This is a genomic window from Acetobacter sicerae (assembly GCF_011516765.1).
Classification (GTDB): domain Bacteria; phylum Pseudomonadota; class Alphaproteobacteria; order Acetobacterales; family Acetobacteraceae; genus Acetobacter; species Acetobacter sicerae.
Genome location: NZ_JAAABN010000001.1, coordinates 348,218 through 365,876, shown reverse-complemented (window position 1 = coordinate 365,876; position 17,659 = coordinate 348,218). Strand labels below are relative to the sequence as shown.

Here is a 17,659-nt window from a genome sequence, read left to right as displayed (position 1 = left end):
TTGTGTCTGCCGCATAATAGTGCGTGACGTTATATAGCGCGACGATTATACGCGGCTCCCTGTTTCAGATCTGCACGACAGTTTTTCTGATTTCTCCAGCATATGGCGTACGAACTTCCATGACTCCGAGAGACCTCTTCACCGGAATGACGCTCGCCTTTGGAGCCTATGCGGCGTTCTCCATCAGCGATGCGTTTTCCAAACTGCTGGCGGGATCGATGGACCCGTTTGAAGTCGCTTTCTCCGGCGGTGTGTTCGGTTTCCTGATCCTGCCGTTCATCCGGCAGAAAGGGGAATCCTATCTCGATATCGTTCGTCCGCAATTATGGATGATGTGGTTCCTCAGAGCGATCTGCGTGTTCGTGGCGACTGCCGCCAGCGTGGAAGCCTTCATGCTTCTGCCCATGCCGGAAGCGCTGTCGCTGATGTTCCTGATGCCGCTGTTCGTGACGGTCATTTCTGTCGTTTTCCTGAAGGAAAAGGTCACGTTCTGGGCCTGGCTTGCGGTCATTCTCGGCTTTGTCGGCGTGCTGATTGTGCTCCGTCCCGGTTTTCGCGCCCTGCATTTCGGGCATCTGTGCGCTCTGGTCGCTGCGTTTGCGAATGCGGGCAGCGTGATCGCCTATCGTCTTGCTGATCGTGAAAAGACCCGCCTGTCCCTGTTCGGATCGAGCCTCATTGGTCCGATTGTGGGTAACGGCATTCTGATGGGGGTGCATGCGACATGGCCAGCCTCCTTCAAGGATTGGGGCTATCTGTTCGGTTATGGGTTTCTGGCCGCTCTTGGTCAGCTGCTGATGATGATGGCGACTGCGAAAGCGCCAGCAAACCGTGTGGCGTTGCCCCAATACAGTCAGATGGTGTGGGGCGTCGTGCTCAGCTACATCGTCTTCAAGGAACCGCTGGACGGCTGGACCTTCGTCGGTATCACGGTGCTGATGTTCTCGGGTGTTCTGAACTGGATCCGTCAGCGTATCCGGTATGAGCGGATGGCCATGAGAGAGCGCAGGGAGCGCAAACAGGCAGCCAAGCGCGCCAACGAAATAGCGCGGGCGTCAGTGGTTTCTTCACCGAAGCATTTTTGAGAGAATAAAAACAGGCGTCTGTATGGTCTGCAAATACAGGCGCGTGGTTTTCTGGGTTTTGCCCTGAACCGCACAGAGAGACGCAGTCTCTTTTGAGCCCGGTTTATTCAAGTAAACGAAAGCGCGGCAGGGCGCTGTTTTGTCTGTTTCCTGCACACATACATAAACATTAAAAAAATTACTCCTGATCTTCGCAATGGATGATCAGGAGTAATCGTATCAGCCTTACTGAGCCGCTTTGGCTGCGGGCTGTGCCGCCGTCTGGCCTGCTGTCGGCGCAGCAGACGTCTGGGCGGGAGCGCCTGCAGGAGCAGCCTGAGCGTCGAGAAGGTCGTCATCGACAAACACGAGGCTGTTCAGCGCCTGTGTGACCGCATCGAGGGCGTCCTGCGGGTTGTGACCTTCAGTGAAGACCTGCGCACGGTTCACGGCGCCCTGCGTCTTGTTCAGCGGAGCCAGAGCCACGATGAAGTCGAGCTTGTCGTCAACAACCTGCATGGTCTCTGCGGCCTGAGGAGCCTTTCCAGCCTTGATCTGGCCGTTTGCTGCTGCGACAGCGGCCTTCTTCTCAGGAGCCAGAGTTTCCGTTTCCACGAATTCACCGCCGACTGGAATCCATACTTCCTGTGTGCTGGAAGGGGTGTGACCCGGTGCTGCCGGATGCTGAGGCGCGGGGGTCAGGGAAGCTTCAGCCGCGACAAACTTGTGGTCCGCTGCCGAAGCCGCCGTCAGACTTTTGTTCGCATCATAGAGGAACGGGATGGCCTGGTCCGTCTTGCCTGCGGCAAGCAGGTCATGGGCCTGTAGCAGATCCCCGAAAGCGCGCTGACCGTCAGCGGACAGATGCTTCAGGGAACGACCTGCCTTGTACTTCTCCCAGGCGACATGGGCCGATGACGCTGCGTGAGCGAATGTCGGCGCTGTCGCCAGACCGGTGGCCAGCATGAGAGAGAGTGCAATTTTCTTCATGTTTCAAACTCCTTGTCGTCATTCGAAAATGACATGGGCCGGAGGTTATCGTGCGGGCGTGCCTGCGAGAACCCTGTTTGAGACATGAAAGGTAATTGTTTTGTAGCGGTCAGTTACATGGTGACTGTTCTGTACGGACCACCGGATGGCGTTACGCCACCCGGTTTGCTGCTTCAGATCAGCGGGATCTGCACGGCTTTAGACAGCGCTTCGGCAATGCCCGGTGCGACTGCGAGAATGGTTGCGCCGCCGGTCAGACCGCCATCGCGCAGAAAAGGAGAAACCTTGGCGCCAGCCTCTGCCAGAATGGGGAGAGCGCCTGCGACATCCCAGAGATTGATGACAATCTCGATGTAGGCATCCAGTCGGCCGCAAGCCACATCGGTCAGCGCCAGAGCGCCGGAACCGCCCGAGCGGGGCATAGCGCCGGAATCCAGAATGGCGCCGATCTTTTCCATGAAAACCGGCTTCGGCACCCGATTGCTCCAGCCCATCTCAATCATGGCGCTGCGCGTGTCATTCACGGGTGACGCCTTGATGGGTTTGCCGTTGAGGAACGCGCCTTTGCCGACGAGCCCGGTATAGGTCTCCCCAAGAGCAGGGGCGCAGACGATACCGGCAACCGGACGATCATCTTCCAGAAGACCGAGCGATACACACCAGCGGTTGCGTCCGCGGGCGAAATTGGAGGTGCCGTCGATGGGATCAACAACCCAGCGCAGGCTGCCGCTGCGTGTCGCGCCTTCTTCCTCGCCCTGAAAACCGTCGTCCGGGAAAAGAGCCGCCATGCGTCTGGAGATGAATGCTTCAACCGCACCGTCTGCTTCAGTCAGCCAGTCCTGCGCGGATTTCTGCGTGCCAACCGGTCCACCCGGAGGTGGTCTCATCGAAAGGGCCAGCCGTGCGGCATCATCCACAACGGCACGGGCCGCTTCAAAACGGCGTTCAATGGCAGCAGTCATGAGCATGTTTCCCGGCGCAGGCCGGTCTCCTGTCAGTCAGGATGACGATGCGTCACCCTTTCTTGAAACGGGACCAGAAATAGGCCGGGGAGAGGGCGCACGTCGAGGGTGCTGGCCCCGGTCATGGGTTTTTATATGCAACTGACCGGCACAGGCTCCGTTGTTTTTAAAGACAGGCGAGAGGAGCAGCCATGAAAGAGACGCAGGATTATTCAGGTCTGCCGCGTGGGATTGATCATGTCGGCGTCACTGTTCCTGATATCGACGCAGCTCTTCATTTTCTGGAAAAGGCCTTCGGGGCGGTTCCGCTTTACCGCAATGTGACGCCGGATCACCCGCAGCAGGGAAACAGGGTCGAGAAGATCCTCGATCTTGTGCCCGGAACAGTCGTGAAAGAAATGTGCATGGTGGCGCTGGGGCAGGGACCCTGCATCGAACTTTTTGAAATGCACGGACCGGAACAGCATGCAGCCCTGCGCCCCTGTGATTTCGGACTTCAGCATTTCGCGGTTTATGTTGACGATATCGAAGCAGGATGTGCCCGCTTCAAGGACGCAGGCGGTGTTCTGATGACAGAACCTCAGAAGCAGCCTTCGCTGGAAGAAGGACCGGGAAATCTCTTCTGCTACGGAAAGACGCCGTGGGGCATGATCGTTGAACTGCTTGCGACGCCCAGCCGGGAACGCTTTGACGCGGTTTCGCCGGAAAAACGTTACCAGCCGCCGCGTAGGCAGTCGGAGAAGGCAGAATGATAAAGCGCAGCACAGTTTTTGCCGGACTGATCGGCATTCTCAGCATGACCGGAATGGCGCAGGCGGATGACACTCCGCCTCGTCCAACCATGTGGTACTGGCATAACTGGAGCGATCACAACGGCATCAGCCACATGACACGTTGTCCGATCCGTGACTTCGATCTGAAAACCATGTCGAAACCGGCGGGACCACAGTGGCAGAACCGTCTGAAGGAAGGCCCGGCTCAGGTGATTTTCACCGTGCAGCCTGCGCACTGGAACGGAACATGGCACCCGGACCCGAAAGTGCAGTGGATCATCCCGCTCAAAGGCTCATGGTATGTAACGGCCATGGACGGACACAAGGTCGTCATGGGACCGGGCGAGGTCTCGCTGGGTGAAGATCAACTCAGCCGTAAGGATCAGCAGGGCCATATCGGGCATGATGCTGGAAATGTGGGTGATGACCCGGTCGAACTGATGGTTATCCAGACCGATGAGACGCCAACGAGCGATCAGCCCTGTCGCTTCAAATAAGGGCCGACCGTTAATACAGACTCTTTGGCCGATACCGAAAAATGGTTCTCCGGTATCGGCTGACGCAACAGAGTTACATGGAGTGCAGGGCGCAGAGCTTGTTGCCATCGGGATCGCGCAGATAGGCGAGATACATGTCGCCAGCAGCGTTCCTGCGCACGCCCGGTGGGTCTTCGATCTGGACGCCGCCGTTTTCGCCGCCGGCTTTCCACCATGCGTCGATCTTTTCCGGCGTCTCGATCGCGAAACCGATGGTCGAGCCATTGCCTGCAGTGGCGGGTTCGCCATTGAGAGGCTTGCCGATGACGAGGCGCTGGCCGTTATGACTGTAAACGAGGCGGCCCTTTGGATTCAGGGCGCCTGGTGCTCCACCGATAGCCGTGAAGATGGCATCGTAGAATTTGCGTGATCTTTCAATGTCATTACTGCCAAGCATGATGTGGCTGAACATAGGCGATCTCCAGAGTTTCGGATCGTGCCGGCAGCCTGCAAGATCGTAAGCAGGACCTTGCGGGGCGCCATCCACGGGCCGCACGCTACAGTCAGCCTCGACATCCAGACAAGACCCCCGTCCGGAGACCAGATGGCGCACGCTGGATTGACGGCTCTCCGGAAGCGTATTCAACTGAAAGCATGACAGCGCACCCTCTTGCCGGTTCCTCGGTTCTTTTCGATCTTGATGGAACAATCATCGACTCCCGGGCAGGGATCATTGGAACAATTCAGACGGTTCTCCGTGAACTCGGCCATCAGCCGGATATGGATCAGGATCTGACATGGGTCGTCGGACCTCCGTTGCGTGACCTGATCTGCGAAGTCCTCAGGCACTACGGAGATGACCGGTGTGACGAGGCCATGGAAGCCTATCGTCGGCATTATGAAGCCGAGGGGATGTTCAGGACATCGGTGTTTCCGGGAATGAGGGAGGCGATTGCAACCATCAGGGAAGCGGGGGCCACGCTCTACATCGCAACCTCCAAGCCGAAGATGCTGGCCCGTTCCATTCTGGAGCGTGCGGGACTTCTGTCGGAATTCCGTGAGGTTTATGGCGCTCGCCCGGATGACAGCGGCGCGGAAAAGCCCGAACTGATCGCTTCCGTCCTGTCGGATCACGCGATTGAAAAGCATCACGCCATCATGCTCGGCGATCGACGGTTCGATATTTCCGGTGCGCACGCCAACGCCATCCGTGCGATCGGTATTGCGTGGGGTTATGGCGGAGAAGGCGAACTGGTCGAGGCTGGTTCGGAGGCAATCGCCGAAACGCCTTCCGAACTGCCGGGGCTTGTTTCCAGACAGCTTCAGGCTGCCCTGAAGCATGTTCATGCCTGAAGAGCGGTTCCCAAGGGATTGACCAATCGGTCACTGCGATGGAAACAGCAGTCAGAATTGCGTCACAACCGGATTGCCCAAAGCGGTAATTTACGCTCAAGTGTGGCGCAATACCGGCCCTGAGGGCCATGGAACCATAGTAAGCCCATTGAAAAGGGCAGGAGAGCAGGCCGTGAGTAGCGCCGGAGACATCAGCTTCGAAACCCTTCCGCATCCCAATCTCACGTCCCCGGAAAAGCGGGCGGAGCTCATGGCCAACCCGGCGTTCGGGCGGATCGCCACGGATCACATGGTCATGATCCGCTATAAGGATGGTGAGGGCTGGCATGATGCGAAGGTCATGCCGCGGGGTCCGCTCACGCTCGATCCATCCGCTGCGGTTCTGCATTATGCTCAGGAAATCTTTGAAGGCATGAAGGCCTTCCGCACCGAGGATGACGGCATCGCCATTTTCCGTCCGGACGCCAACGCCCGCCGCTTCCGCTCGTCAGCGGAACGCATGGCCATGCCGCAGCTGCCGGACGCCCTGTTCATGCGCGCTGTCGATGAACTGGTGAAGGCCGACCGTGACTGGGTGCCGTCGGGCGAGAACGCCAGCCTGTATATCCGTCCCTTCATGTTCGCCAATGACGCGTTTCTTGGGGTCAAGCCGGCATCGGAGTATCTGTTTCTGGTGATCGCGGCTCCTGTGGGCGCGTATTTCAGCGCCGGCGCTGTGACTGTGTGGGTTTCCGAGACCTACACGCGTGCGGCTCCCGGCGGCACAGGTGCTGCGAAGTGCGGTGGAAACTATGCCGCCTCGCTGCTGGCGCAGGCGGAAGCCAAGGCTGAAGGGTGCGATCAGGTTGTGTTCCTTGACGCCGTCGAGCATCGCTACATTGAAGAGATGGGCGGCATGAACATCTTCTTCGTGTTTGATGACGGGTCCATCAGCACACCGGCCCTGACGGGGACAATCCTGCCCGGCATCACCCGTGATTCGATCCTGACGATTGCCCGTGAGAAGGGCATGACGGTGCGTGAGGAAGCCTATTCCATCGATCAGTGGCTTGCGGATGCGAAGTCCGGCCGTCTGACCGAGACATTCGCCTGCGGTACAGCCGCGGCTGTTTCTCCGATTGGCGCGGTGCGCACCAGAAATGGCGGTGAGGTCAAGATTTCCGGCGGAAATGGCCCCGGTCCGGTGACCAGCGCCCTGCGGGAAGCGCTGATCGGGACGCAGCGTGGCCGTGTGGAAGACACACATAACTGGGTGCATCGCGTCTGCTGAACCCATTCTGCGGACATATCTGACCATTCTCATGGAGCCGACACTTCCCAGGTGTCGGCTTTTGCGTTTCAGTCTCTTCAGTCTGACAGGTTTCGATGAAGATCCTTGCCGCCGTTTTGCCGAAAGTCCGTATCTGTGCCGTAGGACACTGGCCTGCGGATCGCATTGATAAGGATGGCTTTCTGATTCTGGACAATGTCGTTCAGAAGGAACTGGCTGAAATCGCCTCACTGGTTTCCTATGAGTGCAAGGAACAGATTTTCGCTCAGGAAACGCCTGCGCAATATATCTATATTCCGCACTCAGGCGCAGTCCGTGTCGCCCACCAGCTTGCGGATGGAAGAAATCAGATCGTTGCTTTCTATATGCCGGGTGAGCCGTTCGGTCTGGGAGAGAACGGCGTTTATCTGAACTCGGCCTGTGCGCTGACTGATTGCCTGCTTATTCGTGTGCCGCGTGCTGAGCTGGATGCGCTCTGCGCTCACGAACCTCGGCTACAACAGGATTGCCTTGTGGGGGCCATGGCGCAGTTGCGGCTCTCCCAGAGGCATCTGCTGATTGTTACGCATCAGAGAGTGCTGAAGCGGGTTGCTGATTTTCTGCTTGAATGCAGTCGGCAGCAGGAAGTTTTTGATCCTGCGCGAAGTGTTCTCAGCCTGATTATGGATCGTTCGGACATCGCGGATTATCTCGGCACGTCTGTCGAAACGGTCAGCCGTACGCTGGGGAAACTGGAGGAAGATGGTCTGGTGAAACGGCTTGATTCCCGTAGCCTCTGGCTTGATTTGCCCCGTCTCAATGACCTTCTCAATAATTAGTGTATTTTTATAAAATAGATCTGTTTAAATATAAGTCTAAATTTTAGAATTTGTTTATATAAAAAAACAAAATAGATGGTATTCACTTAAATAACATACCTGTAGACTTTCGATACTTTCTATTTGTATCGAGGTCTCTCGTGAATGATGGGTTTTCGGACGGTGCGACATTCCGTAACCTGAATGTTCGCGATGCGCGACTGTCGCCCGATCCAACCAGAGCGCTCCTCAATAGCGAACTGTCGGATCCGGAAGAGCAGGGGCTTGTTACCGATCATCCTGTTCTGGACGATATTGACGCCCTGTCGGCTCTGGTGCGTCTGGCCATGCCGAAACATGAGGAACCGAAGCTGCTGGCGGGAATGCTTCTCGCCCGGTTCGGGTCACTTGCGGGCACTCTGACTGCGTCAGCCCAGGCTTTACGTTCTGTCATCGGGATCGGGCCTTACATGCTTGCGGCTGTAACCGTGTTTCGTGAAGCCGCAGTCAGGCTCCAGCGGTCCCAACTCGCCGACAGTGAAATTCTTTCTGACCGGAAAAAGCTTTATGCCTATCTGTCAGCCGTTCTGGCGCGTGAAGTCATAGAGCAGTTTCACATTCTCTTTCTGGATGAGGCCGGACTGTTGATCGCCGATGAAGCGCAGGCGAGGGGAACGGTCAATCACACACCGGTCTATCCAAGGGAGGTCGTACGCCGGGCGATTGAGCTGAAAGCGACCGCGCTGGTTCTCGTCCATAACCACCCAAGCGGTGATCCGTCGCCCTCTGCTGAGGATTTGGCGATGACCAAACAGGTGGCGGCCGCCGCCAGCGTGCTGGGCATTACGGTGCGGGACCACGTGATTGTCGGAAACGGTAAATGGCTGAGCTTCGCGGAATCGAAACTGCTATAGCTCTATCCCTGAAAGATGATGGCCGGGACCAACTCCCGGCCATCATGCAGAGATCAAAAGGAAACCAGTCAGTTCAGGTCTGACTTTGCGTCTGTGTCTGTGATGAAAAGGCGGGGAAAGGTTCAAGCGGAGGCATCGGTGAGAGAGTTTTCGCCACGACCGGTTCCGTTGGCCAGAAAGCCTGGGCAATTTCATTCTGAACCTGTTGAAGTTCGCTCTGAATCCAGTCGCAGAACTCATGCAGTCCGCTGACAATGATCTGGGTCGCTGTCTGACTTTCCAGCACTGCGGACAGGTGTTCCACACGTTCCAGAATGTTGGATGAGGCGAGGAGACGATAATCCCGGCGAAGCTGTGTCAGGCTATTGTGGAGCAGTCTGAGGTTGGTCGTGAGCGAACGCGGGAAAGCGGCGCTCTTCAGCAGAAAACCGATGATGCTGGAAGGGCGGATGTCACCCGCCATGACCCGTCTGTAAGCATGGTAACCGGCCGCCGAGCGCAGAAGGGCTGACCACTGGCTGATATCGACTTCCGATCCCACGCCAGCCTCTGAAGGCAGGAGCGTGTGGTATTTGATGTCGATCAGGCGTGTGATCTGATCGGCACGTTCAAGAAACCGCCCTATATTATAGAAAACCGAGACCTGATCCCGATAGAGCGTTCCCTCGGTGATACCGGTGTGGGTCTGGCACTCTTCCTTGATTTTCGTGCACAGCGTGGAAATCTCACCCGGTCGGATGTCATTGATTTTCAGATCACGGATAAAGTTGGTGAAGACGTTGAGTTGCGCCCACATTTCCACGGAGATGATCGGACGCAGGGAACGGGCGTTTTCCCGGGCGGCATGAGCCAGAGCGGCGATTGAAGTCGGGTTGTCCCTTTCAATGACATAAAAGGAGATAACCTGTTCTGCCGAGTATTTTCGATGCGCCTTGAAAAACCTTTCCTCATCCGCGTTGATCTGAATGATGGCTTTCCATCCGTCTGTCGCGCCGGAACGGACAAAGGTCTCGGTGATATCGATGATACGCGCCAGATTTTCGATGCGCTCCATATAGCGGGCCAGCCACATGGAGCATTCCGCATACCGCGACAGAAGCGGCTGGGGCGGGAAGGTTGCGATCGGATCGACAGTAATGGTCATGATGCCAGCACCCATGTGTCCTTGGAACCACCGCCCTGGGACGAGTTGACGACGAGCGAGCCACGTTTCAGCGCCACACGGGACAGGCCGCCGGGAAGTACCCATGTGTCCCTGCCGGTGACGGCGAAGGGGCGCAGATCGACATGACGGTTTTCGAGACCGGTTTCGCAGAGCGTCGGGCAGACGGACAGTTGTACGACCGGCTGACTGATGTAGTTGGCGGGATCATCCTTCAGCTTGCGGCTGAAATCGGAGAGTTCCTCTTTCGTGGCATGCGGACCAATCAGAAGACCGTAACCACCTGATTCACCAACGGGTTTGACAACCAGCTTGTCGAGATTGGCCAACGTGTAGGCCAGTCCTTCCGGTTCGGCGCAGATATGCGTTTCCACATTGGAAAGGATCGGTTCTTCGGACAGGTAATACTGAATGATTCTCGGCATATAGGCATAGACGGCCTTGTCATCCGCCACACCTGTGCCGATCGCATTGGCGATGGTCACATTCCCTTTGCGATAGGCCTGCACCAGTCCGGGCACGCCCAGCATGCTGGACGGATCAAAGGCTTCCGGATCAAGAAAATCATCATTGAGACGACGGTAGATGGAATGGACAGGCCGCAGGCCCGCCGTTGTACGCATGTAAACACGGTCGTTTTCTGTGACGAGATCGCGCCCTTCCACAAGGGGAACACCCATCTCGCGAGCGAGGAAGACATGTTCGAAATAGGCTGAGTTGTAGATGCCTGGCGACAGCAGGACGACCTGAGGATTGTCCACGCCTTCAGGAGCGACCTCTGAGAGCGCATTTTGGAGGCGCATGCCGTATTCATCCACGGGCATGAGATCGATGCCTGACGCGATATCCGGCATGACACGCAGCGTCGTATGACGGTTTTCGATCACATACGATACACCGGAAGGCGTCCGTCCATTATCTTCCAGAACGAGGAAACGGCCCGTCTCGTCGCGCACGAGGTCGGTGCCGTCGATGTGGATGTAAGTGCCGCCGGGAACGTCCAGACCCATCATGGCGTGACAGAAATTGGAATTTCCGACGACCAGTTCGCGAGGGATAATGCCGTCCTTGAGCACGTTCTGATCGTGGTAGATGTCCCACAGAAACATGTTCAGGGCTTTGACGCGCTGCTTTACGCCGGCTTCCACATGACGCCATTCGGGCTGGGTCAGGATGCGGGGGACAAGATCGAATGGCAGGATGCGATCGATGGCGTCCTTGTCCGAATATACGGTGAAAGTGATGCCGAGGTTGTAGAGTTCCTGTTCGGCCTGCGCCGCACGGGCGCGGAGATCATCCAAAGGCAGGGCGTTCAGGCGTTGCCGGAGCAGATCTATCCGGGGATCGAGCGGCGTTCCGGTGTTGGTGAGTTCACAGAAAAAATGCCCGTTTTGATAAGTGGAGAACAGGCCTTCAGACGGCGTGGTCGCGGACTGTCCGCTGGCAGTCGGGGAAGGCCCGGCCTGTTCGTGCGTATAGTTGCCCATTCGTGCTCCTGACCGCTTATCTCCTGGAAAACGTAGCCCGTCCGGAGAAGTTCGTTACAGAAGAGCAAGAAAATTTCGTGTCGCCAAGCTTAAAATGAAGCCCGGATGTCTGTTTTGCGAATATGAGCTTAACTGGTTGTTAGTAATGGTGCGGCACCCTGCGGGCAGACGCAAACGCCGGAAAAGCCGGCTGATGGAGGTCTGTCATGTCTGTTATCACCGGTCTGTCACCTGTCGCCCTGTATGAGCATGATCTCAAGGATGAGGCAAAATCAGCTTCCGACTATGCCAAGACAGATGCGACGGTGACAAACTATACGTCGTCCTTTGAGAAAGACGCCGTAACAATCACCTCCGCTTCCGCCTTGATGAAAAACTACAAGGCGCTTTCTGTCGTTCTTGGCGCCTATGGGCTTGGATCGATTCAGAACTCTACAGCGCTGGTGAAAGACCTTCTCACGCAGGATCCGACGGATCCCAAGTCTGTGTCGGCCAAATCAGGCAATGCGGCTTGGACAGCCTTTGCAAAAGCCTTTTCAGCATTCGATACAAGCGGATCTTCAGCTTCGACAACATCGCCTTTCGCTGATCAGTCGACTGTTGATTCGATCGTCACGAAATATGAAGAGAAATCCTATGAAACCGCACTGGAAGCGCAGCAGAGCACGTCCGGTGTTGGTAACGCCCTTTATTTCACGAGAACAATGACAACCGGCATGACGGTCGACCAGATCATGTCTGATGCTACCCTTCTGAAAGTTGTTGAAACCGTCAGCGGATATAATCCCACTCAGTTCGGTGTTCTGGACTACGATGAACAGAAGCGGCTGATTACAAAAACATATAAAGCGTCTGATTTTTCATCTGAAGCGAATATTCAGAAATACGCAGAGCGTTATCTGGCCATCCTTCAGTTCAATCCGCAGACGGTCACCAAGCCGACTACAATGCTGTCACTTTATGGTTCGGATGGATCAACGGATCCTACTCTCAGTCTGTTCGGCATTACCTCCAGCGGCACTTCTCTTGTTTCCTCCCTGTTCGGTTAAGAGACGCTGAGGTTTGAAATTGTTCGAGCTACAGTAAACTGCCTGCTCGATTCATAGTGTGCTGGCCAGAAAATCCTGAACGGCCGCAAGTGTTTCTTGCGGCGCTTCTTCCGGAAGAAAATGTTCGCCCGAAAGCGCCTGGCCGGTCACTTTGCCGGTCGAGACCTCCTGCCAGGGCACAACAGGATTATACCATCCTCCAATACGCCCTTTTTCACCCCAAAGAACAAGAACGGGACAGTGGAGATCGGGGCGCGAAGCTGGCCATGAAAAGGGCGTGCTACTTCGCCATACCGGCGCGGAGAGATAGTCTTTTACAGCCTCTGGAGAGAAGAAACTGTCTCCTGAGACAGGGTCATCCAGCCACTCAGCAGGGACCTGGACTGCATTGGCCTCCGGCTTGGGGTGCAGTTGCCCAAACCAGCAACTTTCATATTGTGTCAGGGAAAACGCCATATCATCCCGACCGGTGTGATCCGGGCCGGGCAGGGCCTCAAGCAGAATCAGAGCCTTCACGCGAGAGGGTTCCAATCCAGCGACCTCGCACGCGACCCGCGCGCCATAATCCTGTCCAGCCAGAATGAGGCTTTCATGGCCGAAACTGTCGGCCAGACCGAGCAGATCGTCAGCCTGCTGGGCGAGAGTGCGCTCAGGATGCAGATCCGGACACAGCACCGTGTAATGGGCAGCAAGGGCTGGAGCGATCTTATGCCACATGGCGTGCGTTTCTGGCCGACCATGCAGGAGCACGAGGAGCGTGCCACTGCCGCCAAGGCAACAACGGTAAGAAACGCCGTTCACAGTCCTGGTTGTGAGAGCAAAACCGTCGAACAGCATGATTGGCCTCGCTCCAGATTGTGGGCATCAGTCACTGACAGGTATCAGACTGGCCTGCATTGGTTTTCTTCAACTCGGTTCTGTATGAAAGCGTAGTGATCGCCTAAGTTTCCTGCCAGCCCATTTCTTGAGAAAGCCTGTGCCCATGGTGGATGATACCGACCCGTTCCTTTCTCTTGACCCGCAGGGAGCAGACTGGGACAGGCTCCGCGCCACAGGCCATCATATGCTCGACATGATGTTCGATAATCTAAGGGATATCAGGGAACATCCTGTCTGGCAGCCGTTGCCCGACGACATGCGATCCGGCTTTCGTCACGCGTCAGTGCCCGAACATGGAATGGACGCTGCGACCTTTGGGGAAGCGTTCAGGGAGACGGTCCTGCCTTACAGCGTAGGAAACCGGCATCCGGGCTTCATGGGGTGGGTGCATGGCGGCGGGACGCCGGTTGGTATGCTGGCGGAAATGCTCGCGGCTGGATTGAACGCCAATCTGGGCGGTCGGGATCATGCGCCGGTAGAAGTCGAGCGCATGGTCATTCGCTGGGCTGCGACCCTGATGGGGTTTCCTGAGACGGCTTCAGGCCTGTTTGTCACAGGCTCTTCAATGGCGAATTTTATTGCCGTCATCGTCGCCAGTCGCGCTGCCAAAGATGGCCTGTCCCTGAGGAAAAATGGTGTTGGGGGGCGGTCTCTGGTGGGATATGCCGCCCGGAGCGCCCACGGATGCGTCAGCCGGGCGTTTGATCTTGCCGGCCTTGGTTCCGATGCGCTCCGTCTGGTTCCTCTGGACAAGACTTTCCGCATGGATACAGCGGCTCTGCAGGCCATGATCGCCGCAGACAGGGAAGCAGGCCTTGAGCCGTTTCTTGTGGTCGGAACTGCGGGAACGGTTGATGTGGGCGCGATCGACCCCTTGGATACCATTGCCGGAATCGCTGCCGAAGCGGGCCTGTGGTTCCATGTGGACGGCGCTTTCGGTGCGATGGCGGCGCTCTCGCCACGTTTCAAGGAAGCGTTGTCAGGGCTTGAGAAGGCCGACAGCCTTGCGTTCGATTTTCACAAATGGGCGCAGGTGCCCTATGACGCCGGCTGTGCGATCGTGCGAGATCCTGCAAAGCATGCCGCGGCTTTTGCGCAGACCCTGTCCTATCTCTCGCGGGAAGACCGCGGGTTAGCCGCGGGGGCTCCGTGGTTTTGCGATCTTGGTCCGGATCTGTCGCGGGGCTTCAGGGCGCTGAAAGTCTGGGCGACGTTATCCGTCTATGGCACGCACCGGCTTGGGAAGATGGTGGATCAGTGCTGCGCCGTCGCCCGCCATCTTGCGGAGCGCGTGGCCTCCGAACCGAAGCTCGAACTCATGGCGCCTGTAACGCTGGATATCGTCTGCTTCCGGCTTCGTGATCCTGCCCTGACGGAAGAGCAGCTCGACCATCTGAATGGCGAGGTCGTGAAGGATGTTCAGGAGTCCGGGCTGGCAGCTCCCTCGACGACACGCATCGACGGGCATCTGGTGATCCGGGCCGCCATCGTCAATCACAGAACAATGGCGGCGGATGTCGACCGGATGGTGGATGCTGTTCTCAGCTTTGCCGCAAAGCGCCGCTCAGGCTGAACGGCCCGAGCGGCGTGTGCCCTCGTCAAACAGTTCGGACAGCTTTTTCATCATCGTGCCACCAAGCTCTTCGGCGTCGGTGATGGTGACGGCGCGCCGGTAATAACGCGTCACGTCATGCCCGATGCCGATGGCGACCAGTTCGACCTCGCTGCGGCTTTCGATGGCCGTAATGACCTCACGCAGATGGTCTTCCAGATAGGAACTAGGATTGGCCGACAGGGTGCTGTCGTCCACGGGCGCGCCGTCCGAAATCACCATCAGGATACGGCGCTGTTCCGGACGGCTGCGCAGGCGACGGGACGCCCAGAGAAGCGCCTCGCCGTCAATGTTTTCCTTGAGCAGGCCTTCCCGGAGCATCAGTCCGAGATTGCGCCGTGCCCGTCGCAGCGGGGTGTCCGCCGCCTTGTAGATGATGTGACGCAGATCGTTCAGCCGTCCGGGGTTTTTGGGCTTGCCGTCGCCTGTCCATTTCTCACGGCTCTGGCCACCTTTCCATGCACGCGTGGTGAAGCCGAGGATCTCCACTTTCACACCACAACGCTCAAGAGTGCGGGCGAGGATGTCGCCGCACATGGCCGCCACGGAAATCGGTCGTCCGCGCATGGAACCGGAGTTGTCGATCAGAAGCGTGACGGCGGTATCGCGGAATTCCGTTTCGCTTTCCTGCTTGTAGGACAGGGAGAGGGTGGGGTTGACGACGATCCGCGAGAGACGCCCGGCATCAAGGATGCCTTCTTCCAGATCGAAGTTCCATGAGCGTGTCTGCTGGGCGAGGAGCTTGCGTTGCAGGCGGTTGGCCAGTCGTGAAATGACGCCGGTCAGTGCCGCCAGCTGCACGTCCAGTTGCTGGCGCAGGCGTGTCAGTTCGTCTTCGTCACACAGATCCTCTGCCGCAACTTCTTCATCAAACTGGGTGGTGTAGGCATGGTAACCGGAAGCGGTGTCACCGGGGGTGGCAGGTCGTCCTTCATTGGGGCCGGAAGGTTCACCAGTTCCGTCGGTGTCGCCAGCTTCGGTATCGGCAGCTTCATCCGGATCACCGGTTTCGCCGCTTCCATCCATCAGCTGTGGTTCAGCGCCCGCCTGCTCTTCTTCCATTTCATCGGTCGGCGGCTGCTCTTCCGGTGAGGCAGGCGGCTCGTCCGCGCCGTCTTCATCCTCTCCGGTCGCATCATCCTCTCCGTCTTCGTCGTTTTCCGGCTGCTCGTTATCGAGTTCAACGAGGGAACACGCGGCCATCAGCTTCTGCGACGCCCTGGAATAGGCGGCCTGATCGTCCTGCACGGCGTTGAGCGCTTCAAGCGCTTTCACGGCGTCGGGCGAAAGCGTGCGGCTCCAGTCGTCAAGCAAAGGACGGACAATTTCCGGCACAGGCCGTCCACTGAGCTTGGCGCGAGCAAGTAGGCCAAGCGCAAAAGCCGTAGGAAGCTGCTCCTTGCTGGACATGTGCGACACGCCGATGTCACGACATTCCTGCTCCAGCTTCTGGTCCAGATTGGCCGCCACACCGAGCATGTGACGTGAGCCGACTGATTCAACACGCGCCAGTTCCAGCGCGTCGTAAGCAGCACGCGCGGCCCCGTCATCCGGCTGATGAGACCGATGAAACTCCGCGTCGTGATGCCTGATTTTCAGGGCTTCAGAGTCAGCAGCCCCACGGATGCGGGTGGCTTCCTCATCCGTCGCATGACGCGAAGGCTGGGGCAGGCGGATCGGTCCTTCCTGATCCAGAGGACTAGGCGGCATGTTCCCTGAGTGGAAGGTGACGTTGGTGTCAGGCCGTCCGCCCATGGCGCGAATAGCCCCGACCGTCGCACGCCGGAACGCCTCGGCCTTGTCAGCCGCATCATTCACTGTGGGAGGAGTCTGGGAAGAACGGGGACGTTCGGCCATGTCCTGTCTTTTTCCTGTCGTCAGTTCTTGCGCTTGCCCATGGGATCGGCGTTGAAGCAGCGCTGATAGTATTCAGCCACCATGCTGCGTTCGGCTTCATCGCACTTGTTCAGGAACGTCACGCGGAAAGCGAAGGCCAGATCACCAAAAATGCGCAGGTTTTCAGCCCAGGCGATGACCGTGCGGGGCGACATGACAGTGGAAATGTCACCTGCCATGAAGCCGGATCGCGTCAGGCCAGCCAGAGCGACCATGTTGTCGATGGTCTGGCGCATCTTCTTGTCGTCGGCGGCGATACCCAGCTTGGAGGTGACGATCGCCACTTCCTGTTCGTGCGGCAGATAGTTCAGGGAGGTGACGATGTTCCAGCGGTCCATCTGTCCCTGATTGATCTGCTGCGTGCCGTGATACAGGCCGGTCGTATCACCGAGGCCGACCGTGTTGGCGGTGGCGAACAGGCGGAAGAACGGGTTGGGGCGGATGACGCGGTTCTGGTCAAGCAGGGTGAGGTTGCCGTCCACTTCCAGCACGCGCTGGATGACAAACATCACGTCCGGACGCCCTGCATCGTATTCGTCGAACACAAGGGCGCATGGGTGCTGAAGGCACCATGGCAGCAGACCTTCACGGAATTCCGTCACCTGCTGGCCGTCTTTCAGGACGATGGCGTCCTTGCCGATCAGGTCGATACGCGACACATGGCTGTCGAGGTTGATACGGACGCACGGCCAGTTCAGGCGCGCGGCGATCTGTTCGACGTGTGAGGATTTACCGGTGCCGTGGAAGCCCTGCACCATCACGCGGCGGTTGAACGCGAACCCCGCCAGAATCGCGAGCGTCGTGTCGTGATCGAACCGGTAGCTGGTGTCGATTTCGGGCACATGCTCGGTGCGGATCGAGAAGGCGGGAACCTTGATGTCGCTGTCAATTCCGAAAACCTCACGCGCCGAGACCTCAAGGTCGGGAACCGAGATCGCAGATGTTGGTATCAGGTCAGCAGACTCAGCGCTCATG

Annotated in this window: 17 protein-coding genes; 9 read left to right on the top strand and 8 right to left on the bottom strand. The window is 57.6% G+C overall.

Annotated features, from left to right (window positions below):
* Positions 1-119: 119 nt before the first annotated feature.
* Entirely contained in the window at positions 120-1,085 is a 966-nt protein-coding gene (locus tag GVI59_RS01645) for a DMT family transporter (protein ID WP_232878840.1), read from the top strand.
* A gap of 225 nt (positions 1,086-1,310) precedes the next feature.
* Here GVI59_RS01645 and GVI59_RS01640 read toward each other — a convergent pair whose 3' ends face one another.
* Together GVI59_RS01640 and GVI59_RS01635 are read right to left on the bottom strand one after the other, a co-directional pair.
* The gene (locus tag GVI59_RS01640) at positions 1,311-2,054 is read right to left on the bottom strand and encodes a YfdX family protein (RefSeq protein ID WP_173572545.1); all 744 of its coding nucleotides are present in this window, start codon (positions 2,052-2,054) and stop codon (positions 1,311-1,313) included.
* Positions 2,055-2,227: 173 nt separating this feature from the next.
* Complete coding sequence (locus GVI59_RS01635) at positions 2,228-3,016, bottom strand: inositol monophosphatase family protein (protein WP_173572544.1); 789 nt, start codon at positions 3,014-3,016, stop codon at positions 2,228-2,230.
* A gap of 191 nt (positions 3,017-3,207) precedes the next feature.
* Here GVI59_RS01635 and GVI59_RS01630 point away from each other — a divergent pair, with 191 nt between their 5' ends.
* Positions 3,208-3,768 carry a VOC family protein gene (locus tag GVI59_RS01630; RefSeq protein ID WP_173572543.1) on the top strand — a complete coding sequence of 187 codons (561 nt, stop codon included), beginning with the start codon at positions 3,208-3,210 and terminating at the stop codon, positions 3,766-3,768.
* Entirely contained in the window at positions 3,765-4,286 is a 522-nt protein-coding gene (locus GVI59_RS01625; protein ID WP_173572542.1) for a cupin domain-containing protein, read from the top strand. The genes GVI59_RS01630 and GVI59_RS01625 overlap by 4 nt, the downstream gene beginning before the upstream one ends.
* Positions 4,287-4,359: 73 nt before the next feature.
* On the opposite strand, the gene GVI59_RS01620 is transcribed toward GVI59_RS01625, so the two are convergent.
* A complete protein-coding gene (locus GVI59_RS01620) occupies positions 4,360-4,737 on the bottom strand; it encodes a VOC family protein (RefSeq protein ID WP_173572541.1) in 378 nt (125 codons plus the stop codon).
* 182 nt (positions 4,738-4,919) lie between these two features.
* On the opposite strand from GVI59_RS01620, the gene GVI59_RS01615 reads away from it, so the two are divergent.
* From GVI59_RS01615 to radC, 4 genes are all read left to right on the top strand, one after another.
* On the top strand, positions 4,920-5,618 hold the full coding sequence (locus GVI59_RS01615) for an HAD hydrolase-like protein (RefSeq protein WP_173572540.1): 699 nt from the start codon (positions 4,920-4,922) through the stop codon (positions 5,616-5,618).
* A gap of 172 nt (positions 5,619-5,790) precedes the next feature.
* On the top strand, positions 5,791-6,888 hold the full coding sequence (locus GVI59_RS01610; protein WP_173572539.1) for a branched-chain amino acid aminotransferase: 1,098 nt from the start codon (positions 5,791-5,793) through the stop codon (positions 6,886-6,888).
* 95 nt (positions 6,889-6,983) lie between these two features.
* Positions 6,984-7,706 carry a Crp/Fnr family transcriptional regulator gene (locus tag GVI59_RS01605; RefSeq protein ID WP_173572538.1) on the top strand — a complete coding sequence of 241 codons (723 nt, stop codon included), beginning with the start codon at positions 6,984-6,986 and terminating at the stop codon, positions 7,704-7,706.
* Between the two features lie 140 nt (positions 7,707-7,846).
* Positions 7,847-8,599 (top strand): RadC family protein, encoded by a 753-nt coding sequence (gene radC / locus GVI59_RS01600; protein ID WP_338422047.1) that lies wholly within the window; start codon positions 7,847-7,849, stop codon positions 8,597-8,599.
* A 73-nt stretch (positions 8,600-8,672) separates the two neighbouring features.
* Here the strand turns inward: radC and GVI59_RS01595 are convergent, their stop codons facing one another.
* On the bottom strand, positions 8,673-9,758 hold the full coding sequence (locus GVI59_RS01595; RefSeq protein WP_173572537.1) for an alpha-E domain-containing protein: 1,086 nt from the start codon (positions 9,756-9,758) through the stop codon (positions 8,673-8,675).
* Positions 9,740-11,248, bottom strand: coding sequence for a circularly permuted type 2 ATP-grasp protein (locus GVI59_RS01590; RefSeq protein ID WP_242012865.1), 1,509 nt, complete (start codon positions 11,246-11,248; stop codon positions 9,740-9,742). The genes GVI59_RS01595 and GVI59_RS01590 overlap by 19 nt, the downstream gene beginning before the upstream one ends.
* Positions 11,249-11,454: 206 nt before the next feature.
* Between GVI59_RS01590 and GVI59_RS01585 the strand changes: the two genes are divergently transcribed.
* Positions 11,455-12,297 carry a DUF1217 domain-containing protein gene (locus GVI59_RS01585; RefSeq protein WP_173572536.1) on the top strand — a complete coding sequence of 281 codons (843 nt, stop codon included), beginning with the start codon at positions 11,455-11,457 and terminating at the stop codon, positions 12,295-12,297.
* Positions 12,298-12,348: 51 nt separating this feature from the next.
* Here GVI59_RS01585 and GVI59_RS01580 read toward each other — a convergent pair whose 3' ends face one another.
* On the bottom strand, positions 12,349-13,134 hold the full coding sequence (locus GVI59_RS01580) for an alpha/beta fold hydrolase (RefSeq protein ID WP_173572535.1): 786 nt from the start codon (positions 13,132-13,134) through the stop codon (positions 12,349-12,351).
* A 145-nt stretch (positions 13,135-13,279) separates the two neighbouring features.
* Here GVI59_RS01580 and GVI59_RS01575 point away from each other — a divergent pair, with 145 nt between their 5' ends.
* Positions 13,280-14,749 (top strand): pyridoxal phosphate-dependent decarboxylase family protein, encoded by a 1,470-nt coding sequence (locus tag GVI59_RS01575; RefSeq protein WP_173572534.1) that lies wholly within the window; start codon positions 13,280-13,282, stop codon positions 14,747-14,749.
* Here GVI59_RS01575 and cobT read toward each other — a convergent pair.
* Positions 14,741-16,645 (bottom strand): cobaltochelatase subunit CobT, encoded by a 1,905-nt coding sequence (gene cobT / locus GVI59_RS01570; RefSeq protein WP_173572533.1) that lies wholly within the window; start codon positions 16,643-16,645, stop codon positions 14,741-14,743. The genes GVI59_RS01575 and cobT overlap by 9 nt on opposite strands.
* 20 nt (positions 16,646-16,665) lie before the next feature.
* Positions 16,666-17,658, bottom strand: a complete 993-nt coding sequence (gene cobS / locus GVI59_RS01565; protein ID WP_173572532.1) for a cobaltochelatase subunit CobS — start codon at positions 17,656-17,658, stop codon at positions 16,666-16,668.
* Between the last annotated feature and the right edge of the window lies 1 nt (position 17,659).